The 22,116-nt window shown below is 53.2% G+C and carries 19 protein-coding genes and 1 pseudogene; 5 read left to right on the forward strand and 15 right to left on the reverse strand.

The features are described 5' to 3' along the window. The first annotated feature begins 48 nt into the window (after positions 1–48). Positions 49–750: an MOSC domain-containing protein gene (locus OCL06_RS08485; protein ID WP_308446004.1), complete on the forward strand. Its 702-nt coding sequence runs from the start codon at positions 49–51 to the stop codon at positions 748–750. A 53-nt stretch (positions 751–803) separates the two neighbouring features. Here the strand turns inward: OCL06_RS08485 and rplI are convergent, their stop codons facing one another. The 12 genes and pseudogenes from rplI to OCL06_RS08545 all read right to left on the reverse strand — a co-directional run bounded on the left by rplI (position 804) and on the right by OCL06_RS08545 (position 10,506). Beyond that, positions 804–1,256, reverse strand: coding sequence for a 50S ribosomal protein L9 (gene rplI / locus OCL06_RS08490; RefSeq protein ID WP_262993453.1), 453 nt, complete (start codon positions 1,254–1,256; stop codon positions 804–806). Positions 1,257–1,282: 26 nt separating this feature from the next. Next, the gene (rpsR, locus tag OCL06_RS08495; RefSeq protein WP_012519954.1) at positions 1,283–1,510 is read right to left on the reverse strand and encodes a 30S ribosomal protein S18; all 228 of its coding nucleotides are present in this window, start codon (positions 1,508–1,510) and stop codon (positions 1,283–1,285) included. 11 nt (positions 1,511–1,521) lie between these two features. Continuing rightward, positions 1,522–1,920 (reverse strand): 30S ribosomal protein S6, encoded by a 399-nt coding sequence (rpsF, locus tag OCL06_RS08500; protein WP_262993455.1) that lies wholly within the window; start codon positions 1,918–1,920, stop codon positions 1,522–1,524. Between the two features lie 143 nt (positions 1,921–2,063). Next, positions 2,064–2,966 carry a DMT family transporter gene (locus OCL06_RS08505; RefSeq protein ID WP_262993457.1) on the reverse strand — a complete coding sequence of 301 codons (903 nt, stop codon included), beginning with the start codon at positions 2,964–2,966 and terminating at the stop codon, positions 2,064–2,066. Positions 2,967–3,093: 127 nt separating this feature from the next. After that, positions 3,094–3,624, reverse strand: a complete 531-nt coding sequence (locus tag OCL06_RS08510) for a DsrE family protein (protein ID WP_262993459.1) — start codon at positions 3,622–3,624, stop codon at positions 3,094–3,096. An 85-nt stretch (positions 3,625–3,709) separates the two neighbouring features. Beyond that, the gene (locus OCL06_RS08515) at positions 3,710–4,438 is read right to left on the reverse strand and encodes a 3-keto-disaccharide hydrolase (RefSeq protein ID WP_262993880.1); all 729 of its coding nucleotides are present in this window, start codon (positions 4,436–4,438) and stop codon (positions 3,710–3,712) included. A gap of 83 nt (positions 4,439–4,521) precedes the next feature. Beyond that, a complete protein-coding gene (locus OCL06_RS08520; RefSeq protein WP_262993461.1) occupies positions 4,522–5,136 on the reverse strand; it encodes a gluconate 2-dehydrogenase subunit 3 family protein in 615 nt (204 codons plus the stop codon). Then, positions 5,136–6,821, reverse strand: a complete 1,686-nt coding sequence (locus OCL06_RS08525) for a GMC oxidoreductase (protein ID WP_262993463.1) — start codon at positions 6,819–6,821, stop codon at positions 5,136–5,138. The genes OCL06_RS08520 and OCL06_RS08525 overlap by 1 nt, the downstream gene beginning before the upstream one ends. A 27-nt stretch (positions 6,822–6,848) precedes the next feature. Next, positions 6,849–7,019 (reverse strand): annotated as a pseudogene (locus OCL06_RS08530) (hydroxypyruvate isomerase); the annotation flags it as partial. Positions 7,020–7,037: 18 nt separating this feature from the next. Beyond that, positions 7,038–8,255, reverse strand: coding sequence for a nucleoside permease (locus OCL06_RS08535; RefSeq protein WP_262993465.1), 1,218 nt, complete (start codon positions 8,253–8,255; stop codon positions 7,038–7,040). Positions 8,256–8,280: 25 nt separating this feature from the next. Beyond that, on the reverse strand, positions 8,281–9,333 hold the full coding sequence (locus OCL06_RS08540; protein WP_262993467.1) for a sugar phosphate isomerase/epimerase family protein: 1,053 nt from the start codon (positions 9,331–9,333) through the stop codon (positions 8,281–8,283). Between the two features lie 9 nt (positions 9,334–9,342). Beyond that, the gene (locus OCL06_RS08545; protein ID WP_262993469.1) at positions 9,343–10,506 is read right to left on the reverse strand and encodes a Gfo/Idh/MocA family protein; all 1,164 of its coding nucleotides are present in this window, start codon (positions 10,504–10,506) and stop codon (positions 9,343–9,345) included. Between the two features lie 293 nt (positions 10,507–10,799). On the opposite strand from OCL06_RS08545, the gene OCL06_RS08550 reads away from it, so the two are divergent. From OCL06_RS08550 to OCL06_RS08560, 3 genes are all read left to right on the forward strand, one after another. Continuing rightward, complete coding sequence (locus OCL06_RS08550; RefSeq protein ID WP_262993471.1) at positions 10,800–11,840, forward strand: LacI family DNA-binding transcriptional regulator; 1,041 nt, start codon at positions 10,800–10,802, stop codon at positions 11,838–11,840. Beyond that, positions 11,837–12,685: a sugar phosphate isomerase/epimerase family protein gene (locus OCL06_RS08555; RefSeq protein WP_373318462.1), complete on the forward strand. Its 849-nt coding sequence runs from the start codon at positions 11,837–11,839 to the stop codon at positions 12,683–12,685. The genes OCL06_RS08550 and OCL06_RS08555 overlap by 4 nt, the downstream gene beginning before the upstream one ends. A gap of 110 nt (positions 12,686–12,795) precedes the next feature. Further along, positions 12,796–13,119 (forward strand): DUF3392 family protein, encoded by a 324-nt coding sequence (locus tag OCL06_RS08560; protein ID WP_262993473.1) that lies wholly within the window; start codon positions 12,796–12,798, stop codon positions 13,117–13,119. A 64-nt stretch (positions 13,120–13,183) separates the two neighbouring features. Here the strand turns inward: OCL06_RS08560 and acnA are convergent, their stop codons facing one another. Beyond that, positions 13,184–15,895 (reverse strand): aconitate hydratase AcnA, encoded by a 2,712-nt coding sequence (gene acnA / locus OCL06_RS08565; RefSeq protein ID WP_262993475.1) that lies wholly within the window; start codon positions 15,893–15,895, stop codon positions 13,184–13,186. A gap of 384 nt (positions 15,896–16,279) precedes the next feature. On the opposite strand from acnA, the gene gpmA reads away from it, so the two are divergent. After that, positions 16,280–17,026: a 2,3-diphosphoglycerate-dependent phosphoglycerate mutase gene (gpmA, locus tag OCL06_RS08570; protein ID WP_262993477.1), complete on the forward strand. Its 747-nt coding sequence runs from the start codon at positions 16,280–16,282 to the stop codon at positions 17,024–17,026. Positions 17,027–17,110: 84 nt separating this feature from the next. On the opposite strand, the gene OCL06_RS08575 is transcribed toward gpmA, so the two are convergent. Both OCL06_RS08575 and OCL06_RS08580 read right to left on the reverse strand, forming a co-directional pair. Further along, the gene (locus OCL06_RS08575) at positions 17,111–19,501 is read right to left on the reverse strand and encodes a carbohydrate binding family 9 domain-containing protein (RefSeq protein ID WP_262993479.1); all 2,391 of its coding nucleotides are present in this window, start codon (positions 19,499–19,501) and stop codon (positions 17,111–17,113) included. 178 nt (positions 19,502–19,679) lie between these two features. Beyond that, positions 19,680–21,959, reverse strand: a complete 2,280-nt coding sequence (locus OCL06_RS08580; RefSeq protein WP_262993481.1) for a TonB-dependent receptor — start codon at positions 21,957–21,959, stop codon at positions 19,680–19,682. Between the last annotated feature and the right edge of the window lie 157 nt (positions 21,960–22,116).

The raw sequence follows: 22,116 nt of genomic DNA on the forward strand, positions 1-22,116 counted from the left end.
ATTGTTGTTCTTAAGAGGTTAGTCGTAGCCTAAGCTACAAAGGTTTAAATGCGAAAAGTTTTTTTGTCGGCCATTCACTGGCATCATAGTCGTACCCTTGTTGTTCAGGACAGACCCATGCATATCGATGCCTTATACGCCGGCAAACCTGCCCCATTCGGCCCCCGTGGTGCGCCAAGCAGCATCAGAAAAACACCGCGCGATAGCCTTACCGTTTATACCCACGGCACCGCCGAGGACGAACAGGGCAACAAGAAGCTACACGGCGGTCCGGAAAAAGTGCTGCACCACTTTAGTCTCGCCAGCTACGCCACATTGCGCGAGCACTTCCCCGAGGTCGATTTTGCGCGAGGCAGCATTGGCGAAAATCTGACAGTGCCCGGTATGCATGACGATGCAATTTATATCGGTGATGTGTGGCAGCTCGGTGAGGTGCAGGTACAGGTAAGCGCCCCACGGGCACCCTGTAATAAAATTTCCCACCGCTATGGAGTAAAAAATCTCGACCGTTTTGTTGGCAGTGCTGGCATTACCGGATGGTATTACAGGGTAATCACACCGGGCCAGATTAAGGTGGGTGACGCAGTGCGCAGACTCTCCCGGGAAACAGACACGGTGTCAGTACAGGCGCTGATGCGCTGTGTGTATAACAAAACCGATACCGAATCAGCCCGTCGCTATGCTCAATTGGCCGTTCTGGATGATGAATGGAGAGAAAAATGTGAGCGGGTAGCCAGTCGTCAGACATAAAAAAACCGCTGCGTGTCGGCAGCGGCTTTTTCTGTCATTACAAAGCGGCGCGATTACGCTTCTTTGATAATGATAACCTTGATAGAGGTGACTACATCAGAGTGCAGTTGCAGGTCGATGTCATACTCGCCTGTTTCACGCAGTGTACCAGTAGGCAGTTTAACTTCTGACTTTTCTACTTCTACACCTGCCGCGTTAATCGCGTCAGCGATATCGCGGGTACCGACAGAACCGAACAGCTTGCCTTCTTCGCCAGCAGGTGAAGCAATAGTAACTTCGCCCAGCGCGCGGATTTTCTCGGCACGAGCTTCAGCAGTCTGCAGCTCTTGAGCAATCTTCGCTTCCAGTTCGGCACGACGTGCTTCGAACTTCTCGATGTTGTCTTTAGTTGCAGGTACTGCTTTACCCTGTGGGAAAAGGAAGTTACGTGCAAAACCTGATTTTACATTAACCTGGTCGCCCAGACCGCCAAGGTTGGCGATTTTATCTAGTAGGATGATATCCATCTATGCTACCCCTTAAACTTCGCCAATTACTTATGTGAATCAGTGTACGGAAGCAGTGCAAGGAAACGTGCACGCTTGATCGCAGAAGACAGCTGACGCTGATACTTTGCGCTCGTACCAGTGATACGGCTAGGGACGATCTTACCGCTCTCAGTGATATAGTTCTTCAGAGTAGCGATATCTTTATAATCAATTTCAGTCACACCTTCTGCAGTGAAACGGCAGAACTTACGACGTCTGAAAAAACGAGCCATGGGTATTCTCCTTAAGCGTTGTCTTCAGTGGTTTCAGTTTTCTTTTCTGCACGCTCTGTACGAGGAGCAGAATCATCACGACGCTCACGACGCTCTTCTTTCATCATCGGAGAAGGCTCAGTTACTACGTCTTTAGTGCGCATAACCAGGTTACGCAGGATGACATCGTTGAAGCGGAAAGCATTTTCCAGTTCGTCAACCGCTTCAGCCGTAGCTTCAGCATTGATAAGAACATAGTGTGCTTTATGCAGCTTCTCGATTGGGTATGCCAGTTGACGACGGCCCCAATCTTCTAAACGATGAATCTGACCACCGTCTTGCTTCAGGATTGTGGTATAACGCTCGATCATACCAGGTACTTGTTCACTCTGATCAGGGTGAACCATAAATACGATTTCGTAATGACGCATTAAACGCTCCTTACGGTTGTAGCCTCGGCAGTACAGCCACTCTGCATAGAGACAAGGAACTAGGTTTGGTTGGCTGTAAGGGCGCGCATTATACGCACACAATTGCCGCTGCACAAGTAGTAAGCAGGTATTTTATACAGCGGTTAATGAGTGGCACCGTTGCCGGTAGAAACCAGCACCGCCACACCCAGTAATGCCGCCAGCGACCAGATAAGCACCCGCCACGTAAAGCGCTCCCCCATTATCCAGGCCACCCCCAGGCTCATAATGGCACTGGTGGCGATAAGCGTCTGCACGACGGCGGCCTTGGCATGGGCAAACGCCAGCATTTGCAGAAAAATCGCTGCGGTGGTACCCAGCAGCGTGGCGATGACAAATGTGGGCCATAGTTTACCCGCTGACGGGGCGACCACATCGCCTTGTCTGGGTAGCAGTCGGGTGCGGGTTGCCACGATGAGCAGGGCCACCAGCACCAGACCACCAATCAGCCGGTACATTGCGGCGCTGGCTGCATCAATATCACCCCCGACCAGAATATCGCGGCTGATAACGGCACCAATGGCCTGGCATATGGCCGCGCCCACACCAAACAGATATCCGCTCGATGCTACAATATGCGTGGCGCTGCGCTTGTTGCTCTTGATGACCATGTCCACTGAAAACAAAATCATGCCCACGCCCAGCCATTGCTGCCAAGTGATCCACTCCGCAATCCAGGCCATGGCAAGCAGCGCGGTGAAGATGGGGGCCAGGGTTTCCGCCACCAGTACCGCCTGACTGTCACCAATGCTGGTGAGCGCCTTGAAGAACAGTGTATCGCCGATGCCAATGCCGATCACACCGCTCAACAGCAACCACAGTAAGGTGTCTGTACTAACCGACTGCGCGGGCGACAGCCACAGGGTCACCCCCAGCAGCAACACCACTGAAATGAGCCCCTTCCAGAAATTCATGGCCAGCGGTGAGAAAACCTGACCACTCCCCCGAAACAAGCGGGCGGCAATGGCCCAGCATAAAGCGGTGCCCAGGGCGGCGAATATTCCCATGCGAATTTCCGGTTAATCAGTTAATAGTGAATAAGTGACGTTATGCGCCGGCAGGCGGTAGCGCTGCCGGGCAGAAAAGCGCGCTAGTGTAGCCAGTGATGGCCGTTACGCGCAACCTAAAGGCGGGTTAAAACGGATTAAGTGTATAGCCGTGCTGTTGCAGCAGCGCATGGGCGGTCATGGCTGAGAGCGACAGCGCCACGCCATCAATCAGCATATCCCGAGACAAACCGTGCCCCATAAACGACTGGCCACACATTATCACTGTGACATTATGCTCAAGCAGGGCCTTAACCAGCTGAATATTGGCATTTACTCCCTGCTGCTTTTGTTTGTAGGCCTGGGGTTTGAGTAAATCCAGACTCGCGCCGCCATGCACCACTAACGCAACCTGAATATTGTCTTTGGGGATCCCGTTGGCCACATGCATATTGATAAACCGGGCCACAGAATCGAATTGCTGGTTCACCTTGCCGGGCTCTGCGGCTGATACGGCATCAAACGCCACTTTAAGGCGCGTTGATGACTCCATTTCCACGCCGGGTACCGCTGCATGTTTACCGTATTCCGTGAACACCGGTCCCGCCACAAAGTCGCTTCGATCCGCGCTGGCCTCCCAGCTGCACACCAGCATTAAAATACTTATGAATCGCCACATAATTGTTCCCTGATTGCTGTTGTTGGCGTTATAGCATCATGACCGGATTACCCGTGCAAGGGGTATTTGCACGGGCAATATCCTGTTAAAGCTCCCGCACCCAGATATTTCTGAAACTCACCGGGTTTGAGTGGTCTTGCAATTGCAGTGGCGCACAACCATGGGCGGTGTAGGACGGCGCGCCAATCCATTCGGTTTTGCCTTGCACCTCGGCGTGATGTTGTATAACCACGCCATTATGCAGCACGGTGACGTAGGCAGGCTCTATCAGCTTATCACCCTCAAATTCCGGCGCAGTAAACAGGATATCGTAGGTTTGCCATTCGCCCGGTGCACGCATGGCGTTGACCAGCGGGATGTGCTGCTTATAGATTGCGCCCGCCTGGCCATTCGGGTACGTCTTGTTATTGTAGGAGTCCAGGATTTGCACTTCATAGCGCTGTTGCAGAAATACTCCACTGTTATTGCGTTGCTGGCCGTCCAGCCCGGTGACATCCGTCGGTGTTTTCCATTCAAGATGCAGTTGTATATCGCAGAACGCTTGCTTGGTAGCGATATCGCCGGTGCCGGGCTGCACAGTAAGCACACCGTCCTGCACGGTCCAGTTGGCCGGTCCACCTTTCACTGATTCCCAGGCCGTCAGGTCGTTACCACCGAACAGCACCACGGCGTCGGAGGGTGGCTGACCGGGTTTGGCTTTCACCACAGGCGGCACCGGCTCCCAGACTTCGGTTTTCGCAGCTTGCTGCTCCCGGGTTAACTCACGGTTTTCATCAGCCACCGCAGGTTGTGTGATACTGAATGCGCCGATCATCATACCGGCAATGGCGAATGTTGAACGTGTCATGGTCGCTCCATTATAAGCTCTACTGAAAAAGGTTGGTTGAATGGCTCTCATCACGTGGCCCAGGCCTTATCACCCTTTTTATAGGGCAGGTCCCCATCGTAATAACCGGGCACGGCGACGTAGCGCAGCACTTTTTTCGCTCCGGTTTCCGAGGTAAAAAAGGCGTACAGAGTGAGCTGCTTAATAAGCGAAAAGGCGTGGGGCAACGGCAAGTCGGTACCTGGCTCGCGGCTACTGGGCTTGTCTCTGACCACGTAGGTCGTGCCCTGCTTCGCATTAAAAGCCAGCGCCTCTTCATTCAGCGTGGTCAACAAGGCAGTCCGCTCGTCACTGCTTAGTAGCAAAAAGGGCTTACCGAAGTCAGCCTTTGCTCGGATATCGATGTCTTGCAGGCCTTGCCGGAACTGTTTGCGTTGTGCCTTGGTGTAGCAGTCTGCCGCAATCACGGCCATGGTCGCACCTACATTAGCGGCTTTCGCGCCCGGCGTGTCGGTCTGGGGCAATATGACTTCAGCCACTTCATTCATAAACGCCACATCGTCTTTACTGAAGGGTGTGTCGGAAAGTGGCACCGGTGGAATTTTTTCATAGCCCAGCGCCGGGGCACCGACCATGGCGGTGCCGGTGGCCAGCATGATCATCTTTAATAAGTCACGACGTTCCACTAGATGTTCCTCCGCTTAAGTTCTTCTACGGCATGCCTGGCGGCTCTGGCCGTCAGTGCCATATAGGTCAGCGAGGGATTCACACACGAGCCCGATGTCATGGCAGCACCGTCGGTCACATACACGTTCGGTGCATCCCACACCTGATTATGTGCGTTGAGTACCGAGGTTTTCGGATCGCGCCCCATTCGGGCCGTGCCCATTTCGTGGATACCCATACCCGGCGCGTAATCGGCTTCGTAGCCCTGTACGTTTTTAATTCCGGCCGCCTCAAACATAGCAACTGCATCCTGTTGCATGTCCTTGCGCATCCGTATTTCGTTTTCTTTAATTTCCACATCCATGGCCAGCACCGGCAGGCCCCACTTATCGGTGACTTTGTGGTTAAGGTAAATCCGGTTGCTGTGTTCGGGCAGCATTTCACCGAAAGCAGTCATGCCAATCTGCCAGCTACCCGGCTCGCTGATGGCGTCTTTGAATTCGCCGCCAATTCCCAGTTCGGCCACCTCACGGCGCCAGCCCTGACGACTGGCAGACCCCTGATAACCAAACCCGCGCAGGTAATCACGTTTATCATCCCCCCAGTTACGGAAGCGAGGCACATAAAAACCGGTGGGCCGGCGGCCATAATGGTACTTGTCATCATAACCTTCCACTTCAGCCCAGGCGCCCACTCGAAAGTGGTGGTCCATGACGTTATGTCCCAGCTCGCCGCTGCTGCTACCCAGCCCGCCTTCCCATACGTCGGTAGCAGAGTTCATTAACAGCCAGGCGGAATTCAGTGCCGAGGCGTTTACAAAGATAATCTTGCTGTTAAAAACATAGGTTTCGTTGGTTTCAGCATCAATTACTTCCACACCCGTTGCCCGTTTGCGATCTTTGTCGTACAGGATTTCTTTTACGATTGAAAAAGGTCGCAACGTCAGATTGCCGGTTTTCATGGCCGCAGGCAGCGTCGATGACTGGGTACTGAAATAGCCGCCGTAGGGGCATCCATGCCAGCACTTGCTGCGGTACTGACAGCTCACCCTGCCTTCCTCGGGCTTAGACTGGGTCATGTTGGAGGTGCGTCCGGGGATGAGGTGCCGTTTTCCCCCGAAAGCCTTTTGAATTCGTGCGGCGACGTCTTTTTCCACACAGTTGAGCGGCATAGCGGGCTGGTACTGGCCGTCTGGCAAGACATCGAGACCATCGCGGTTGCCGCTGATCCCGGCAAAACGTTCTACATAATCATACCAGGGCGCTAAATCCTCATAGCGAATAGGCCAATCCACAGCAATGCCTTCTTTAGCATTCGCTTCAAAGTCGGCCTTATTCAGGCGGTAGCTTTGCCGTCCCCACAACAGTGAGCGCCCACCCACATGATAGCTGCGAAACCAGTCGAAGCGCTTCTCCTCGACATACGGGTTATGTTGATCACTGGCCCACATACCCAGGGTAGACTCATTAAGCGGATAATCCCGTTTGAGAACCGGGTATTGCTCTTTCATCAACTGGGTGGGCATATCACGGTGAGGGTAGTCCCAGGCTTCCTTTTGTGCATTGTGGTAATCCTTTACGTGTTCAATGTTTTTGCCACGCTCCAGCATTAGCACTTTAAGACCCTGTTCAGTCAGCTCTTTGGCTGCCCAGCCGCCGCTTATTCCCGACCCGACCACAATCGCATCGTAGGTGTTATTCGCCATGCTTAGTCCCCTTCAGCACGTAATTATTCAGACGTCACAAAGCTGTATCGCTTCCCTTAGTGATTCAGCTTTGCCTGTCGGTGTAGGCGGCGTAGGAATAAACTCCTGCGCCAAATACCCTTTAAAACCAGTATTTACGATAGCCCGGGCAATCGCCGGATAGTTAAGCTCCTGGTTAGCGCCAATTTCATGTCCTGAACCCACGGACGTCGTGTTTCATTTTGCATCCGGACTGACCTTCTCACCTTTAAATAACAAGACAAACAGCACCAGCACCACCGCGGCGAAACCCGCCGGATACAACCAGATGTCGGCCCAGCTATGACCCGCATCCAGCGTGTAGGTATCAGTGATTTTCCCGGCGACCCAAAAACCTATCAGCATACCCACGCCGTACGTGGCCAGAGTGATGAGGCCCTGGGCAGCACTTTTAACCGCTTTACCCGCCTTGGCGTCGGTGTAGATTTGTCCGGACACGAAAAAGAAGTCGTAACAAATGCCGTGCAGTGCGATGCCTACGATAAGCAGTGCGATGCCTTCGTCTGCATTGCCATAAGCAAACAGCACATACCTCAGCACCCAGGCTGCCATACCGATTAATAAGGTAAGCTTGATGCCGAACCGGTTAAGAAACACCGGCAGCGCGAGCATAAAGACCACTTCAGATACTTGCCCGAGCGTCATTTTGCCGGTCGCATTCTCAACGCCAATTTCAGTCAGAAACGGATTGGCATTCTGGTAGTAAAACGCCAGTGGAATACAAATCATCACCGAGGAAGCGAAGAACACCGCAAAGTTACGATCTTTCAACAGCGCCAGCGCGTCAATGCCAAGCACTGCCTTCAGTCCGCTCTGGGTGTGGTTGTTTTTGGGTGGCGTGGCCGGCAGGGTAAAACTGAACAGACCTAACACCAGCGATGCGCCTGCACCTAACAGGAAAGTATTTTTCAGCATGCCCTGTGCGATGGCATCGCTGGCGTCCCAGGAAAACACATAACTGATCACCAGACCGGCAACTATCCAGCCCACGGTGCCCCATACCCGAATTTTACCGAACTCTTTCGCCGGGTCCTGCATCTGGCCGAATGACACCGAATTGACCAGCGCTAGGGTGGGCATATAGGCAATCATGTAGGCCAGTACAAACGGATAAAACTGGGTAAAATCCTGCGCCTGATACAGCATATACATGCATACTGCGCCCACCAGGTGAAGCACACCCAGAATGCGCTCAGCATTAAAATAGCGATCGGCAATCAGGCCAATAATAAACGGCGCAATAATGGCGCCCCATGACTGGGTAGAAAATGCCATCCCTATCTGCCCGCCCGAAGCAGACAGGGTATTTGCCAGATAAGTGCCCAGGGTGACAAACCATCCTCCCCAGATAAAAAACTGGAGAAACATCATAATGCTGAGACGAAGCGGTATCATACTGTTGTCCTTATGCGGCTAAGGGTTAGTCCGTTAAGCCTAAAATACGCCGGTTGCGCTCAGAGCTGCTGCTGTTTCCGGCAAAGTCATCAAACGCTTTGTCAGCCCGGGTGATCAGATGCTGTGCGATAAACGGCGCCCCTTCGGCCGCTCCTTGTGCTGAATCTTTCAAACAACACTCCCATTCCAGCACTGCCCAACCGTCAAACCCGTACTGAGTCAACTTGCTGAATATGGCGTTAAAATCTATCTGGCCGTCGCCCAGTGAACGGAACCGCCCCGGCCGGTCAACCCAGTCCTGATAACCGCCGTAGATACCGGAACGACCGTCCGGATTGAATTCTGCGTCTTTTACATGGAAGGCTTTGATCCGCGAATGGTAACGGTCAATAAAGGCCAGGTAGTCGAGTTGCTGCAACACAAAATGGCTGGGGTCGAACAGAATATTCGCGCGGGGATGCTGGTCCACGGCGTCAAGAAAACGCTCGAAGCTGGCGCCGTCGTGTAAGTCTTCCCCCGGGTGAAGCTCGTAACACACATCCACGCCCGCCTCATCAAACGCATCCAGAATAGGTCGCCAGCGCGCGGCCAGCTCTTTAAAGCCTTCTTCCACCAGACCGGGCGGACGCTGTGGCCAGGGATACATCAGATGCCACATCAATGCCCCTGAAAAAGTTGCATGACTGCGCAGCCCCAACCGCTGACTGGCTTTCGCAGCACATTTTAGCTGGTTCACGGCCCACTCGGTTCGCGCCGCCGGGTTGCCGCGCAGCGACGCTGGCGCAAACCCATCAAATAATTCATCGTAGGCCGGATGTACCGCCACCAGCTGGCCCTGTAAATGCGTCGACAGCTCGGTGATAGCCACGCCTGCGTTCTCACACATCGCTTTAATCTCGTCGCAGTATTGCTGGCTGTCTGCCGCTTTTTCGAGATCGAAGAGCGCACCGGTGGGCACCTGAATTCCCTTATAACCCAGTGAGGCTGCCCAGGTTGCCATGTTTTCCAGTGTATCGAACGGGGATTCATCGCCGGCGAACTGAGCCAGAAATATTGCCGGTCCTTTGATATCAGTCATACAGGTTCCTTAAGGTTGCGTGGTGGTAGGGACGGTATGCCACTTGGTATCGCTGTCTGCGCCGGCAAGCATGGTGTCAATAAACGCCATGCCCCGCCGGCCTTCATGGATCCCCGGTACGCCCGCAGCAGTATGGGTGTCGCCATTGCGAATCGCCTTCGCAAAATCGGTGTACAGGTTGGCCATCGCTTCCAGGTAACCTTCTGGGTGCCCGCCCGGAATACGACAGCGGCCTATTGCCGCGTCACACAAGCCGGGCTGCCCCAGTCCCGCGCGCAGCACCTGGTATGGCTGCCCTACCGGCCGGTAAATAAGCGAGTTAGGCTCCATCTGGTGCCATTCCAGCCCGCCCTTGTCACCAAACACACGTATTTTTAGCGCGTTTTCTTCACCCGCGCAGACCTGACTGGCGATCAGCACACCGCTGGCACCTTTGTCGGTTTGCAAAAACGCTGCGCCATCGTCGTCCAGCTGCCGCCCGGGTACCACCGTACGCAAATCGACATTCAGTTTGACGATGAGATCGTCCAGTACAAACTCAGCCAGACCAAACGCATGGGTGCCTATATCACCCATGCAGCCGCTGCCGCCTGCCTGTGCCGGATCGGTGCGCCAGGAGGCTTGTTTGTTATGCTGCTCTTCCGGTGCCGACAACCAACCCTGCGGGTACTCCACAAATACTTTGCGCACTTCACCAATAGCCCCACTGGCCACCATGTGGCGAGCCTGCCAAATCATGGGGTAACCAAGATAGGTGTGTGCCAGTCCATACAGGCAGCCAGACCCGGCCAGTACATCGGCCAGCTCATTCACTTCTGATAAGGAGACCGCCGCGGGCTTCTCACAGAACACATGGAAACCTTGTTTCAGCGCACTTTTCGATACCGGCACATGCAGGTGATTGGGGGTCACGATCACCACCACTTCCATGCGGCTGTCTGCCGGCAAACTGGCTTCCTGGGTCAACATAGATTCCCAGCTGCTGTAGGTGCGTTGCTCGTTCAGGCCCAGACTTTGCGCGGTACGCCTGTTGTTGTCTTCATCGCGACTGAAAGCACCGCATACTAATTCGTAATGACCATCGAGCGCGGCAGCGTGCCGATGCACGGCACCAATAAACGCGCCTTCCCCGCCGCCGATCATTCCCATTCTGATTTTCTTTGTGACTGGCATATCAGGCCTCTGTCGTAGTAATTACAACGCGCCACGTAATTGGCTTGTTGCAGATTTGTAACTTATTTAACCAATGTAACGGATTACATTTTACAATGTCAATGGCATTTCCGCTCAACATGTCTTGTAACCGCCATAAGTGTGGCATTAGCTTTGTAGAAATGTTAACAGACCATCTGATTTTAGGCATGAATCTCACTTTTTGCTGGTAATTCTGCTTATCCGCGGTATTATTTTTGATATAAATGTTAACGGTTACATTTGTAATCCACAGTCTAGCGGTGGCGTATACCATGCCTAATATTCGAGAGGTTGCTGAGTACGCAGGGGTCTCAGTGGCGACAGTATCCAGAACTTTACAACAACCTGAACGGGTGTCGCCAAAAACCCGCTCCAGAGTAATGGAAGCTGTGCAGGCCACCGGCTACAAACCCAATTTGATGGCGGTAAAATTCCGTTCAGGGAAAACCCACAATCTGGTGGTGTTAGTACCCACCGTGGCAAATGTTTTCTTTGCCCGGGTTATCAGCGGCATGCAGGAAGCTGCGGCGGAACAGGGTTATGCATTGTTACTTGCTAACACCATGGGCGACAGCCGGGTGGAAGAGGATTATGCCAAGATGGTGCAAACATCACAGGCTGACGGCCTGATCCAGTTACGCGCGTTTAACCCCTTTGATGACGCCATGGCGAATGCGCAGGGACTGTTGCCAATGGTGAATGCCTGTGAAGTGCTTGATGCGGTGCCCTGCCCTACGGTCACGCTGGACAACCGCGCGGCGGCGCGGGCGATGACCGAGCACCTACTGTCACTAGGGCATACCCGTATTGCCATGATCAAAGGCCCGCAAGCGAGCCCGCTCACCCGTGAACGTCTGGCGGGATACCGCGACGCGCTGACTAGCGCCGGAATATGCTACGACGATGCATTATTGTTTCCGGGTGATTTTACACTCAGTGCAGGTTATCAGGCCGCAGGCTCAATTTTGAAATCCCGGGAACGGTCGACTGCGGTTTTTTGTGAAAACGATGAAACCGCAATGGGCGCTATGCAACACTTCAAGCAAGCGGGGTTGCGGGTACCTGAGGATATCTCTGTAGCCGGCTTTGATGATATAGCCTTTGCCGCATACTGCGATCCCCCCCTGACCACCATTGCGCAACCCGCTGAAGAGTTTGGTCGCACTGCGGTATCTCAGCTACTAGACGTGTTAAGCGGCAGAACCCGGCGCGCGCCTAAGATAATCATTCCGTTCGATCTCGTGGTCAGGCAAAGCACCGGGCCTGCACCCGATACCACTCATTCCAGCCATATTAAGGAGGTTGCGTCATGACCCATACTCGTTCACGCCGCCAGTTTGTGAAAGGCGCGCTGGGGGTTTCTATGCTTACACTATTACCCGCCAGCCTGAAGGCTGGACCTGCAGGCCGTAAGCCGGTTGGTTTGCAGCTTTACACACTGCGGGAGATGATGAAGGTGAGTGTGCCCGCCACCCTGAAACTGGTTGCGGCAGTGGGTTACAGCGATCTGGAGTTTGCCGGATATTTTGGCCACTCTGCAAAGGACATTCGCTCTCTGCTTGATGACGAAGGGCTTAGCGCCCCGGCGGCCCATGTGCCGCTTGATACGCTTGCCACTAAGCTCGATGTTGTTATAGAGGATGCCCTCACAGTAGGTCACAAATACATTGTCATGCCGTATCTGACCGACGAACAACGGGGTAGTGGCATAACGCCCTATTACCGGCTGGCAGCAAACCTGAATCGCTGGGGCGAGCAACTTAAACAGGCTGGTCTGCAACTGGCCTATCATAACCATGACTTTGAATTCGCCACCCTCGACGGCGAGCAGCCATTTCAGGTGTTATTGAAAGAAACCGACGCCAACCTGATGAAAATGGAGCTGGATCTGTACTGGACCGCCAAGGCAAAGCAAGATCCCCTTGCGCTATTTGCCGCCCACCCGGGCCGCTTCCCGTTATGGCATGTAAAAGATATGGCCAGTGACGGCGGCTTTGCTGATGTGGGAAGCGGCAACATTGACTTTGCACCTATCTTTGCCCGGGCCAGCCAGGCGGGTTTGCAGTATCCGTTTGTCGAGCGGGACCATACCGATGACAAGCTGACCACTATCCAGCGTAGCTATAAAGCCCTGTCATCACTGGTAGGTAACCGGTAAGCCGACCTTTTCCGGGGCGGCTCAGTGCTTGTGCACTACGCTGACTCGCAGGTAAACTACGCCCAATTTCCTGATGGTCGCTGTTGCGGCCAATGGCAGTAGGAGCGGGTATGATTGCGGTGTTAGGCCAGCTGAGCCAGTGGTTGTCTCAGTACTATTCTGAATTAAGTCTGATGCTGATGGCCACCATTCTGGTGGTGTACGGCGATGTGATAAACAAGCATGTGAAAAGGGTGGTGTCGTCGTGGCATTTTACGCTGCGTACGCTGGCGTTCGTGCTGTTGTGTGCGTTCGGCTACGGGTTCATGACCCTTTATGGCGCGCCGTTCGTGCTGCATATTATAAAGTACCTGCCCTGGCACCTGCAGGGTATTGGTTTTATAGCCGCCTTTGTGCTGATTGGCGCATTGGCTGAGCGCCGGCGCTACATCTAGCGGATTACCACACAGACATAAAAAAGCCGGGCTCACGCGCCCGGCTTGCTTATTACTGTAGCGGTTATTTTTTCAGGTATTCCCGGATCACATAATGCAGAATACCGCCATGCTCGAAGTACGTGAACTCATTCGCGGTATCGATGCGCACGTCCATCATGACCTGCTTGGTGTCACCGTCGTCCGAGGTAATAGTTACCTCAACTTCTTTCTGCCCTTTCCCGACGGCAGCTACTGAGAAGCGTTCGTCGCCGCGGATATCCAGCGAGTCGGCGCTGTCACCAGGCTTAAACTGCAGTGGCAATATTCCCATCCCAATCAGATTGGAGCGGTGAATACGCTCATAGCTTTCTGCCATTACGGCTTTTACGCCCATCAGCGACGGCCCTTTCGCTGCCCAGTCCCGGCTTGACCCGGTACCGTACTCCTTGCCGCCTATTACTACAGCAGGAACCTCATCCTGCATGTAGCGCATGGCTGCATGGAAGATAGACATACCGTCACCGCTGGGGAAGTGCGTGGTGGCACTGCCCGTGGTGCCCGGTGCCAGCTGATTTTTCAGCCTGACATTGGCAAAGGTGCCCCGCATCATGACTTCATGGTTACCCCGACGAGAGCCATAAGAGTTGAAGTCTTTCGGATCCACGCCCTGCTCCTGCAGGTACTCGCCAGCCGGACTTTCCGGCGCTATCGCCCCCGCCGGAGAGATATGGTCGGTAGTAATGGAGTCACCCACTTTCACCAGGCAGCGCGCATTATCAATGGATTTAAGCGCCGCAGGCGTGTCGCCCATATCCTTAAAGAATGGCGGATGTTTAATGTAGGTCGACTTAGGCCAGTCATACACGGACGTAGTCGACACATCCAGGTTATTCCAGATCTCGTTACCTTTGAATACGTCCGCATATTTAGTTTTAAACAGATCGCCGGTCACAAACTCGCGTACTTTCGACTGAATTTCATCTTCAGTAGGCCAGATATCCTTCAGATACACCGGCTTGCCGTCTTTACTCTGTCCTATAGGCTCCGACGTGATATCCACTTTCATGTTGCCGGCCAGCGCATAGGCTACTACCAGCGGCGGCGAGGCCAGATAGTTGGCGGCTACGTCAGGGTGAATACGCCCTTCGAAGTTACGGTTGCCTGATAATACTGAGGTGACCGTTAACTTGGCTTTGCGTACCGCATCGGTAATGGGATCAGGCAGCGGACCAGAATTACCGATACAGGTAGTACAGCCGTAGCCCACCAGGTTAAAGCCAAGTTTTTCCAGCGGCTCCATCAGGCCGGCGTCTTCCAGGTACTGAGTGACCACCTGCGAGCCAGGGGCCAGCGAGGTTTTTACCCAGGGTTTGCGTACCAGTCCCAGTTCCACGGCTTTTTGCGCTACCAGACCGGCACCCACCAGCACCGACGGGTTAGACGTGTTGGTACAGCTGGTGATAGCCGCGATGACAATGGCACCGTCTTCCAGATGGAACTGGCTGCCATTGTAATCCACATACGAATCGTGTTCTTCGTCCAGCTCAGGTGCCGTGCCACCTTCGGCGACAAATTTCGACTCCTCGTCCAGCGTTTTCACATCAATTTGCGAACGATACCAGTCGGTAAACGCACCTGCGGCCTTGGTCAGCGGAATGCGATCCTGTGGACGTTTAGGCCCGGCAATGGATGGCACCACCTCACCCAGATCAAGCTCCAGTGTTTCGTGGTAAGTGGCATCCTTGGTACTGTCGTCGTGCCACAAGCCGGCAGATTTGGTGTATTCCTCTACCAGTTTGATTTGTTTCTCATCGCGGCCTGTCAGGTTCAGGTAATCCAGTGCCACACTGTCCACCGGGAAAATACCGCAGGTTGCGCCATATTCTGGCGCCATGTTGGCGATGGTGGCCCGGTCTGCCGTGGTCAGGTACTTCAGCCCCGGTCCGTAAAACTCAACAAATTTGCCAACCACACCGTGTTCTCGCAGTTGCTCGGTAATGGTTAATACCATATCGGTGGCGGTTACGCCGGCGGGTAATTTTCCTGACAGACGGAAGCCCACCACTTTCGGTAACAGCATGGTCACCGGCTGCCCCAGCATGGCCGCTTCCGCTTCGATACCGCCAACACCCCAGCCTAAAATCCCCAGGCCGTTGATCATGGTGGTGTGAGAGTCAGTACCTACCAGGGTATCCGGGTACACGTAGGTGGTATCGCCTTCCTGCTTGGTAAAGGCGCAACGAGCCAGGTATTCAAGGTTCACCTGATGCACAATGCCGCGACCTGGTGGCACCACTTTGAAGTTATCAAAGGAGGACTGCCCCCACTTCAAAAACTGGTAGCGTTCCCGGTTTCGTTGAATTTCAATGTCGGTGTTCTTTTCGAAAGAGTCTTCATTGGCAAAATAATCCACCATCACCGAGTGGTCGATAACCAGCTCTACCGGGTTCAGTGGATTAATCGCCTGCGCGTCGCCTCCCAGAGAGTCCACGGCGTCCCGCATGGCCGCCAAATCCACGATGGCGGGCACCCCGGTAAAGTCCTGCAATATAACCCGGGCCGGCACAAAGGAGATTTCCTGCTCGCTGTCGTCACTGGTATCCCACTTCGCTACGTGGTCAATATCGGCGCTGTCCACGAACTCTTCGTGCTCATGCCGTAACAGGTTTTCCAGTAATATCTTGATGCAGAATGGCAGGCGCCCGAGGTCGTATTTCTGAGCTACCTGGTCGAAGCTGATGGCTTTATACTCATTGCCACCCACACTGAGCTTAGAATAAGATTGATATTTCACGCGTTCGTCATCCTTTTACTTGTTGCAGAGTTAATGCGCCAACCTCGTTTGGTGCCGAAATAGGCGTACTTTTAACCAGTGTATACGCCTGCAATCTAAAAAAAAGTTCACCTGACGGGATAAGCCGTTTCAACCTTTTGTCTAAAGCCTGTCAAACGGGCCAGAGCCCGTGTGATCTTTTTTATTTTTACCGGAGCCCCTCAGCGGTAATCTGCTCTGTTTTGCATCAGTTGCTAAAGGTGGCTGGTATAACCTGCCGGGCCGTGCTGGATTTTTCAGAGCGTATCGAAGATGATATGCTCCACAACATAGACGGCGGGGCCACAGCAGGCGCCGTGCGTGCAGCAGACTTTTCATCAACTCCTACCTACAGGTAATTTAACTATGTATAAACTGGTACTTATTCGTCATGGCGAAAGTCAGTGGAATCTGGAAAACCGTTTCACCGGCTGGCACGATGTGGACTTAACTGACACAGGTGTCGCGCAGGCTACTACTGCGGGCCAACTGATGAAAGAAGCTGGCTTCGAGTTTGATTTGGCTTACACCTCGGTACTGCTGCGCGCTATTAAAACGCTGAATATCGCTTTGGATGAAATGGGTCAGCACTACATTCCGGTAGAGCGGCACTGGCGTTTGAACGAGCGTCATTACGGCGCCCTGACTGGTTTGAACAAAGCAGAAACCGCCGAGAAGCACGGTGAAGAACAGGTAAAAATCTGGCGTCGTAGCTTTGATGTACCGCCACCGGCCGTAGAAATGGACAGCGAGCACTTCCCGGGCCATGACCGTCGCTACAGCCAGATAGACCCGGATATTTTGCCTCGCGGTGAAAGCCTGAAACTGACTATCGATCGGGTACTGCCGTTCTGGCACGATCAGATCCGTCCTGCCATTCAGGCTGGTAAGCGCATCATTATTGCCGCTCATGGCAACAGCCTGCGCGCACTGGTGAAATACTTAGATGGTATGTCAGATGACGAAGTGCTGAATCTGAATATTCCCACGGGTGTGCCGCTGGTTTACGAACTGGACGAAAACATGAAGCCCATCTCAAAAGAATACCTGGGCGATGCTGACTCTGTAAAAGCCATGATGGACGCGGTTGCCAAGCAAGGCAGCAAGCAATAGTAACGCGGGTTACTGACTAGCAAAAAAGGGCCAACAGGCCCTTTTTTAATGCCGGCAATCACCGGTGAAAGTTCGTAGCAACGGCTACTGTAACCACGCGTAACTGAACTTCATAAATACCGACTTCTCGGTTTCTTTCAGTTCCTGAAGCGGTGCTTCCTGAAATCCTGAACTGGCCATCCCGACAAAAAACTTGGTCAGCGGATTAAGTTTATATGAGTACAGTAATTGCACACCCAACGACCGGGTAAGCGGTTCAACTTCGGCGTCGTAATTATCCGGGTTACGATGAATATTGTTATACGCCACAATTAAGCGCAGATACTGTCGTGCATCAAACTGGTACGTCACACGCATATCACTGAGCCGGGCGGTAAATAACTGCGCGCCGTCCACATCAAGGTTGCTGTAGGTATGGCGCAACCGAACCTGTGCATGTTTACCAATATTCATATCCAACCGGGATTCGGTATACAACTGGTCGCCAAGCCGGTTATTGGCAAAATCGACCTGGTCACCTACCCGAATGAAGTTGCTGACATAGATGATCGGACTGGGCCGGGCTTCCATGTACAAACTGGTAGAGTCTTCTTCAAACATGGTGGCATTGTTGGTCACTGTGAGTACGGAAGGATCGAACCGCAACCCCAGGCGTTCCCGCTTTACATGGCCAATTTCCACAAAGGACTGCATGGTGCCACGGACGCTCAAGTACGCTTCCGCTTCACGCTCCAACAACTCGCCGGCATCGTTGTGGGTGATATCCCAGTCGCCACTTAACAGTATACGATTCCACCAGCTGTCATTATTCCACCACCGGTAGCCGCCCCCAATCACGCTGCGGTGAAAGTCGGCTTTGGTTTCAAAGCCCAGGTCGGCGCGAAAATCTTTGTAGTTGGCGTATTGGTCGGCCCGGAAGAACCAGTCGCGCTCATCATGGCGATAATTCACCCGCCATGATTTGCCGGTAAAGGCGTCATCTTTGCGGGTTCGCAGGGCAGTTTCACTGGAGTCTTCGCTGTTGGTACAGTCGTTGTCGCAAAAGTCCTGATAAAGCGTAATCGGGTACTGGGTATTAGAAACCACAAACTGGGCGCGCAGGGTGTCCTGCGGCGTGAGGCGATACTTCGCGTCCACCCCGGTCACATAGTTATGGTATTCATCCGCTTCCCGCAGCGTAGACACCATGCCGATAGACAAATCATTGCTCACATCATAACGGTAACGCAGGGCGGCGTTTACCGTATCACTGTCCAGCTCTGCCACGCTGGAGCTCAGGTTGCCCGGAACAATAAAGCGGGTCACCTGATCATCCGCCACAAACGCCCCAAAGGTGTGTTTCCCGCTCTGACCGGTTAGCTTTGCGCCATAGTCTGGCGTCGCGATATTGCGGGTGTACACCAGCCGCTGGTTACTGGTGAAATAGCCGGCGTTTTCCACAAAGAAAGGCCGCCGTTCATCGAAAAATAATGAGAAGGTATTATTAATGCTAACCTGCGCTACATCGGACTCAACTTGCGAGAAGTCAGGGTTGAGGGTAGCCTGCAATGACATCTGCGGGGTGATGCCCCATTTCACATCTAATCCGACTTCCCGGGCGTCGGTGTCCTGCCATCCTTCATCGGTGAACGGGTCACGGGTTTTTCCTTTGCCCAGCACCAGGGTAGGCACAATCGCCAGGTTATTTCCCTGCGTGGCGCGCTCAAACCCCCGCACCTCGCCCATCTGGCATAGTGCACAGGCGTTGTCTCTGTCCAGCGGCATGTTGGACAGACGCATGCGGTCTTCGCGGGGGTACATACGCACAAATTCGGCACCCCAGGTTTTCGGTTGTGAGCTCTCTTCGAAATTCAGTACCCGTAGTGGAATCGCCATTTCCACCACATAGCCTGTGTCAGTAATGGTGCCGGCAGACTCCCAGATGGCGTTCCAGCTGTCACTTTCCTGGCCGGTCATTTCGTTTTCGATAGAGTCGGCCTGCACGCCCAGCGGGTTGGCAAAAAACTGATAGGCCAGGCGCTCATTATTGAAGGTATCCAGCTTCACCCCTACCAGGTCATTACTCCAGATACGGTCACGATCCCGGTAGAAGGCACGGATGGCAGTGGGGTCTGGGTCCTGAGCGATAAACGCGACATGCAGCATATCGCCGTTTTCAAATATCTTAACCTCAGTTTTCACCGGGCTGGCGGTGTTTTCATAAGGGCGGGTGACAAAATCCAGTGTCACAGAATTCGCCTGCTGCCACTGTGGTTCGTCAAGAATTCCGTCCACCACAGTGCCGCCTTCCACAAAAGGTATAAAGGTAGCGGCATCGGTTTCACCGGCGAACGCTACTTTGCCTGAACCCGGCTCGTCTTTCTGTTCAATTTCAGGCCGCTCCGCCTGAGGCTCCCCGGGTTCCGTTACCGGGTTTGCCACTGCTGCTCCCAGCCAGCAAGCCAGAAGCGCGGTAGCTACGCGTTTGTACATCATATAACCCTGTCATTATTGTTGTTATATTTTCGCAGCGGATTGTGCCATAAAGCACACAGCGAAGTACCACAACTCGACAGAGTTACTAAAAGGTGCGTTTACTTGTTATTAACAGCATAAAAAATAACAAAAAGCCCGCATTAAGCGGGCTTTGTCGTTAGCTATCGGACGTCAGGACTTAGTATAAGTCGAACGTTTTCGTGAAGCGCAGACCAAACTCACTGCGGTCATTGCTGCGTACGATCCCTACGTAACCGTTTTGCGCCAGACGGCCCTGGTCGTAGATTTCATTGAGTACGTTCTTACCGTACAGACTGACAGACCAGTCACCGGCAGCCGGCTCATAAACCACACTGAAGCCCACCATTTCACGTGAATCGATCATCTCGTATTCGTTAAACGACGATTGTCCCTGCATCTCACCTCGGAACGAGTAATCGGCGTTTAAGGTAACTAAATCACCGTTTTCCAGTTCGATAAAGTAGCTCGGAGCGATCATCACGGTCCAGCGCGGTGTCAGGGCCGGTGAATCACCTTCGCCGATACCGATAACATTCTCGTCCACTTCAGCAATTTCGGCATCCAGATAACCTACTGCAGTCCGCAATATGAAGTTGTCAGAGATATCGATAGTGCCTTCCAGCTCAATACCCTGAGCTTCTGACTTACCTGCGTTCTCCACAATGGTTACGAACCCGCCACCTGACTGTGGGTCAGAATAAGGCAGAGCAAGGTCGGTATATTCAGTATGGAACAGAGCTGCCATGAAGGAGACCCGATCCGCAACCTTACCTTTTAAACCCATTTCGTAGTTAATGGCAGTGGTTTCGTCAAACGACACGAACTGCTGTGGGCCACCAAATGGTCGCGGCGGGAAACCACCGGTCTGGTAGCCTTTCTGGATAGTGGCGTACACATTCATGTCACGGCTAAGTTTATAGGCCGTGTTTACGTCCCAGGTAACTTCGCTGAAGTCTGCTTCACGGTATGCCCGCTCGCCACCGAACGAGGGGAACAGCGCATTGGCTTCTTTTTCGTCACGGGAGTAACGCAGACCACCGCCTACCGACAGCTTTTCAGTCAGGCTATAAGATACGTTGGCATACGCAGCGTACGCATTGGTTTCCTGCTCCAGGTCAAAATAACCGTAACCACCACAGAAACCACACACATCTGTCACCGGTGTTACACCGTCATTCAGCAGACCATCCGGTACATTGAACGGACTGAATACCCACGGACCTGATTTGGTATTGCCGTCTTCGTTGAAGTAGTACAGGCCGGAAACGAAGTCAAAGTTCTCGTAGGCACCGTTAACTTGCAGTTCCAGCGACGACTGGTCGGCTTCACCGGTTTCCGGGAATTCAGACAGGTTCAGCGGCGAGGCGTCATCATCCAGACCCCCTTCGTATTCTGACGAACGGGTGCTGGCAATAATCTTCACATCAATATTGCGGCTGGCTGCCCATTGTGCCGTAACAGCAGCGCCCCAGCCCGAGTACTCGGTAGACTCAATACCGGCCACGGTGGTACCCAGGTCGTCAGGGTCGTCCGGGATCAGCGACGGGTCGAGCAGATAAAACTCACCGTCATTAATGCTGAAATTAGTCGGGCGGTCATCAGTAAACTCAATGGTATATGGCGACTGACCTGATTCGTTTTCTACAAAATCAAACGCGGCAGTCACTGAGAAATCGTTAGTGAACTGGTACTTGGCAGCAACACGGCCACTGTACTCTTGCTCTTCACCAATCTCTTTTTCTGGGTTGGTCAGATTAACCGCCTCACCCACACCGTCACGACGCTTAAAAGAGCCGGTGGCTGATACACTGAAATCGTCAGTGATATCAGAGTTTACATACACGTCTGTGGCCAGGCGTCCTCGGGTACCTACCCGCGCTGAGACCGTGGCAATATCCTGATCGCCCGGCTGCTTGGTAATAATATTTACCGCGCCACCCAGGGTATTACGGCCATACAGCGTACCTTGTGGGCCACGCAGTACTTCCACACGCTGAATATTGGGCAGCGACATGTTCGCGCCCATCTGACGGCCAAGGTATACGCCATCCAGGTAAACACCAACACCTGGGTCGGTGGTGATAATGTGATCCTGCAGACCAATACCACGGATAAACACCGACGCGTGACCGGTATTCCCTACACCATAGCGGCTGATATTCAGATTCGGTACGTATTTGCCTACATCGTCAAGGTTGGTGACGTTGGTGTCGTCAATCAAACCTTCCCCAATAGAAGAAACCGCAGTGGGTGTTTCATAAATGCTTTCTGTGCGCTTCCGAGCGGTTACCAATACTTTTTCAACGTCCGTTTCTTTAACTTCTTGCTCGGTTTCCTGAGCCAGAGCGGTAGGACTCAGCAGTGCTGCGATTACGGCCGCCAGTAAAGACGCGCGCGCAGGCAGACCGTTTCGCAGTGAGGGCGAAATGACACTCATTAGGGTTTCTCCGTCGTTTTTTTGCAGATTTTATGACGTGTTGTGAACACGGACGTGCTGATGCACTGGTTGGGCGGCGAGTATAGCGAAAAAAGAGTAAATGTGAAGCATTGTTAAACAATCTTTGACTAATTATTGTAAATGCCTTGCAACTGAA

Origin of the sequence: Alteromonas salexigens (assembly GCF_025628895.1) — a bacterium.
Lineage (GTDB): Bacteria > Pseudomonadota > Gammaproteobacteria > Enterobacterales > Alteromonadaceae > Alteromonas > Alteromonas salexigens.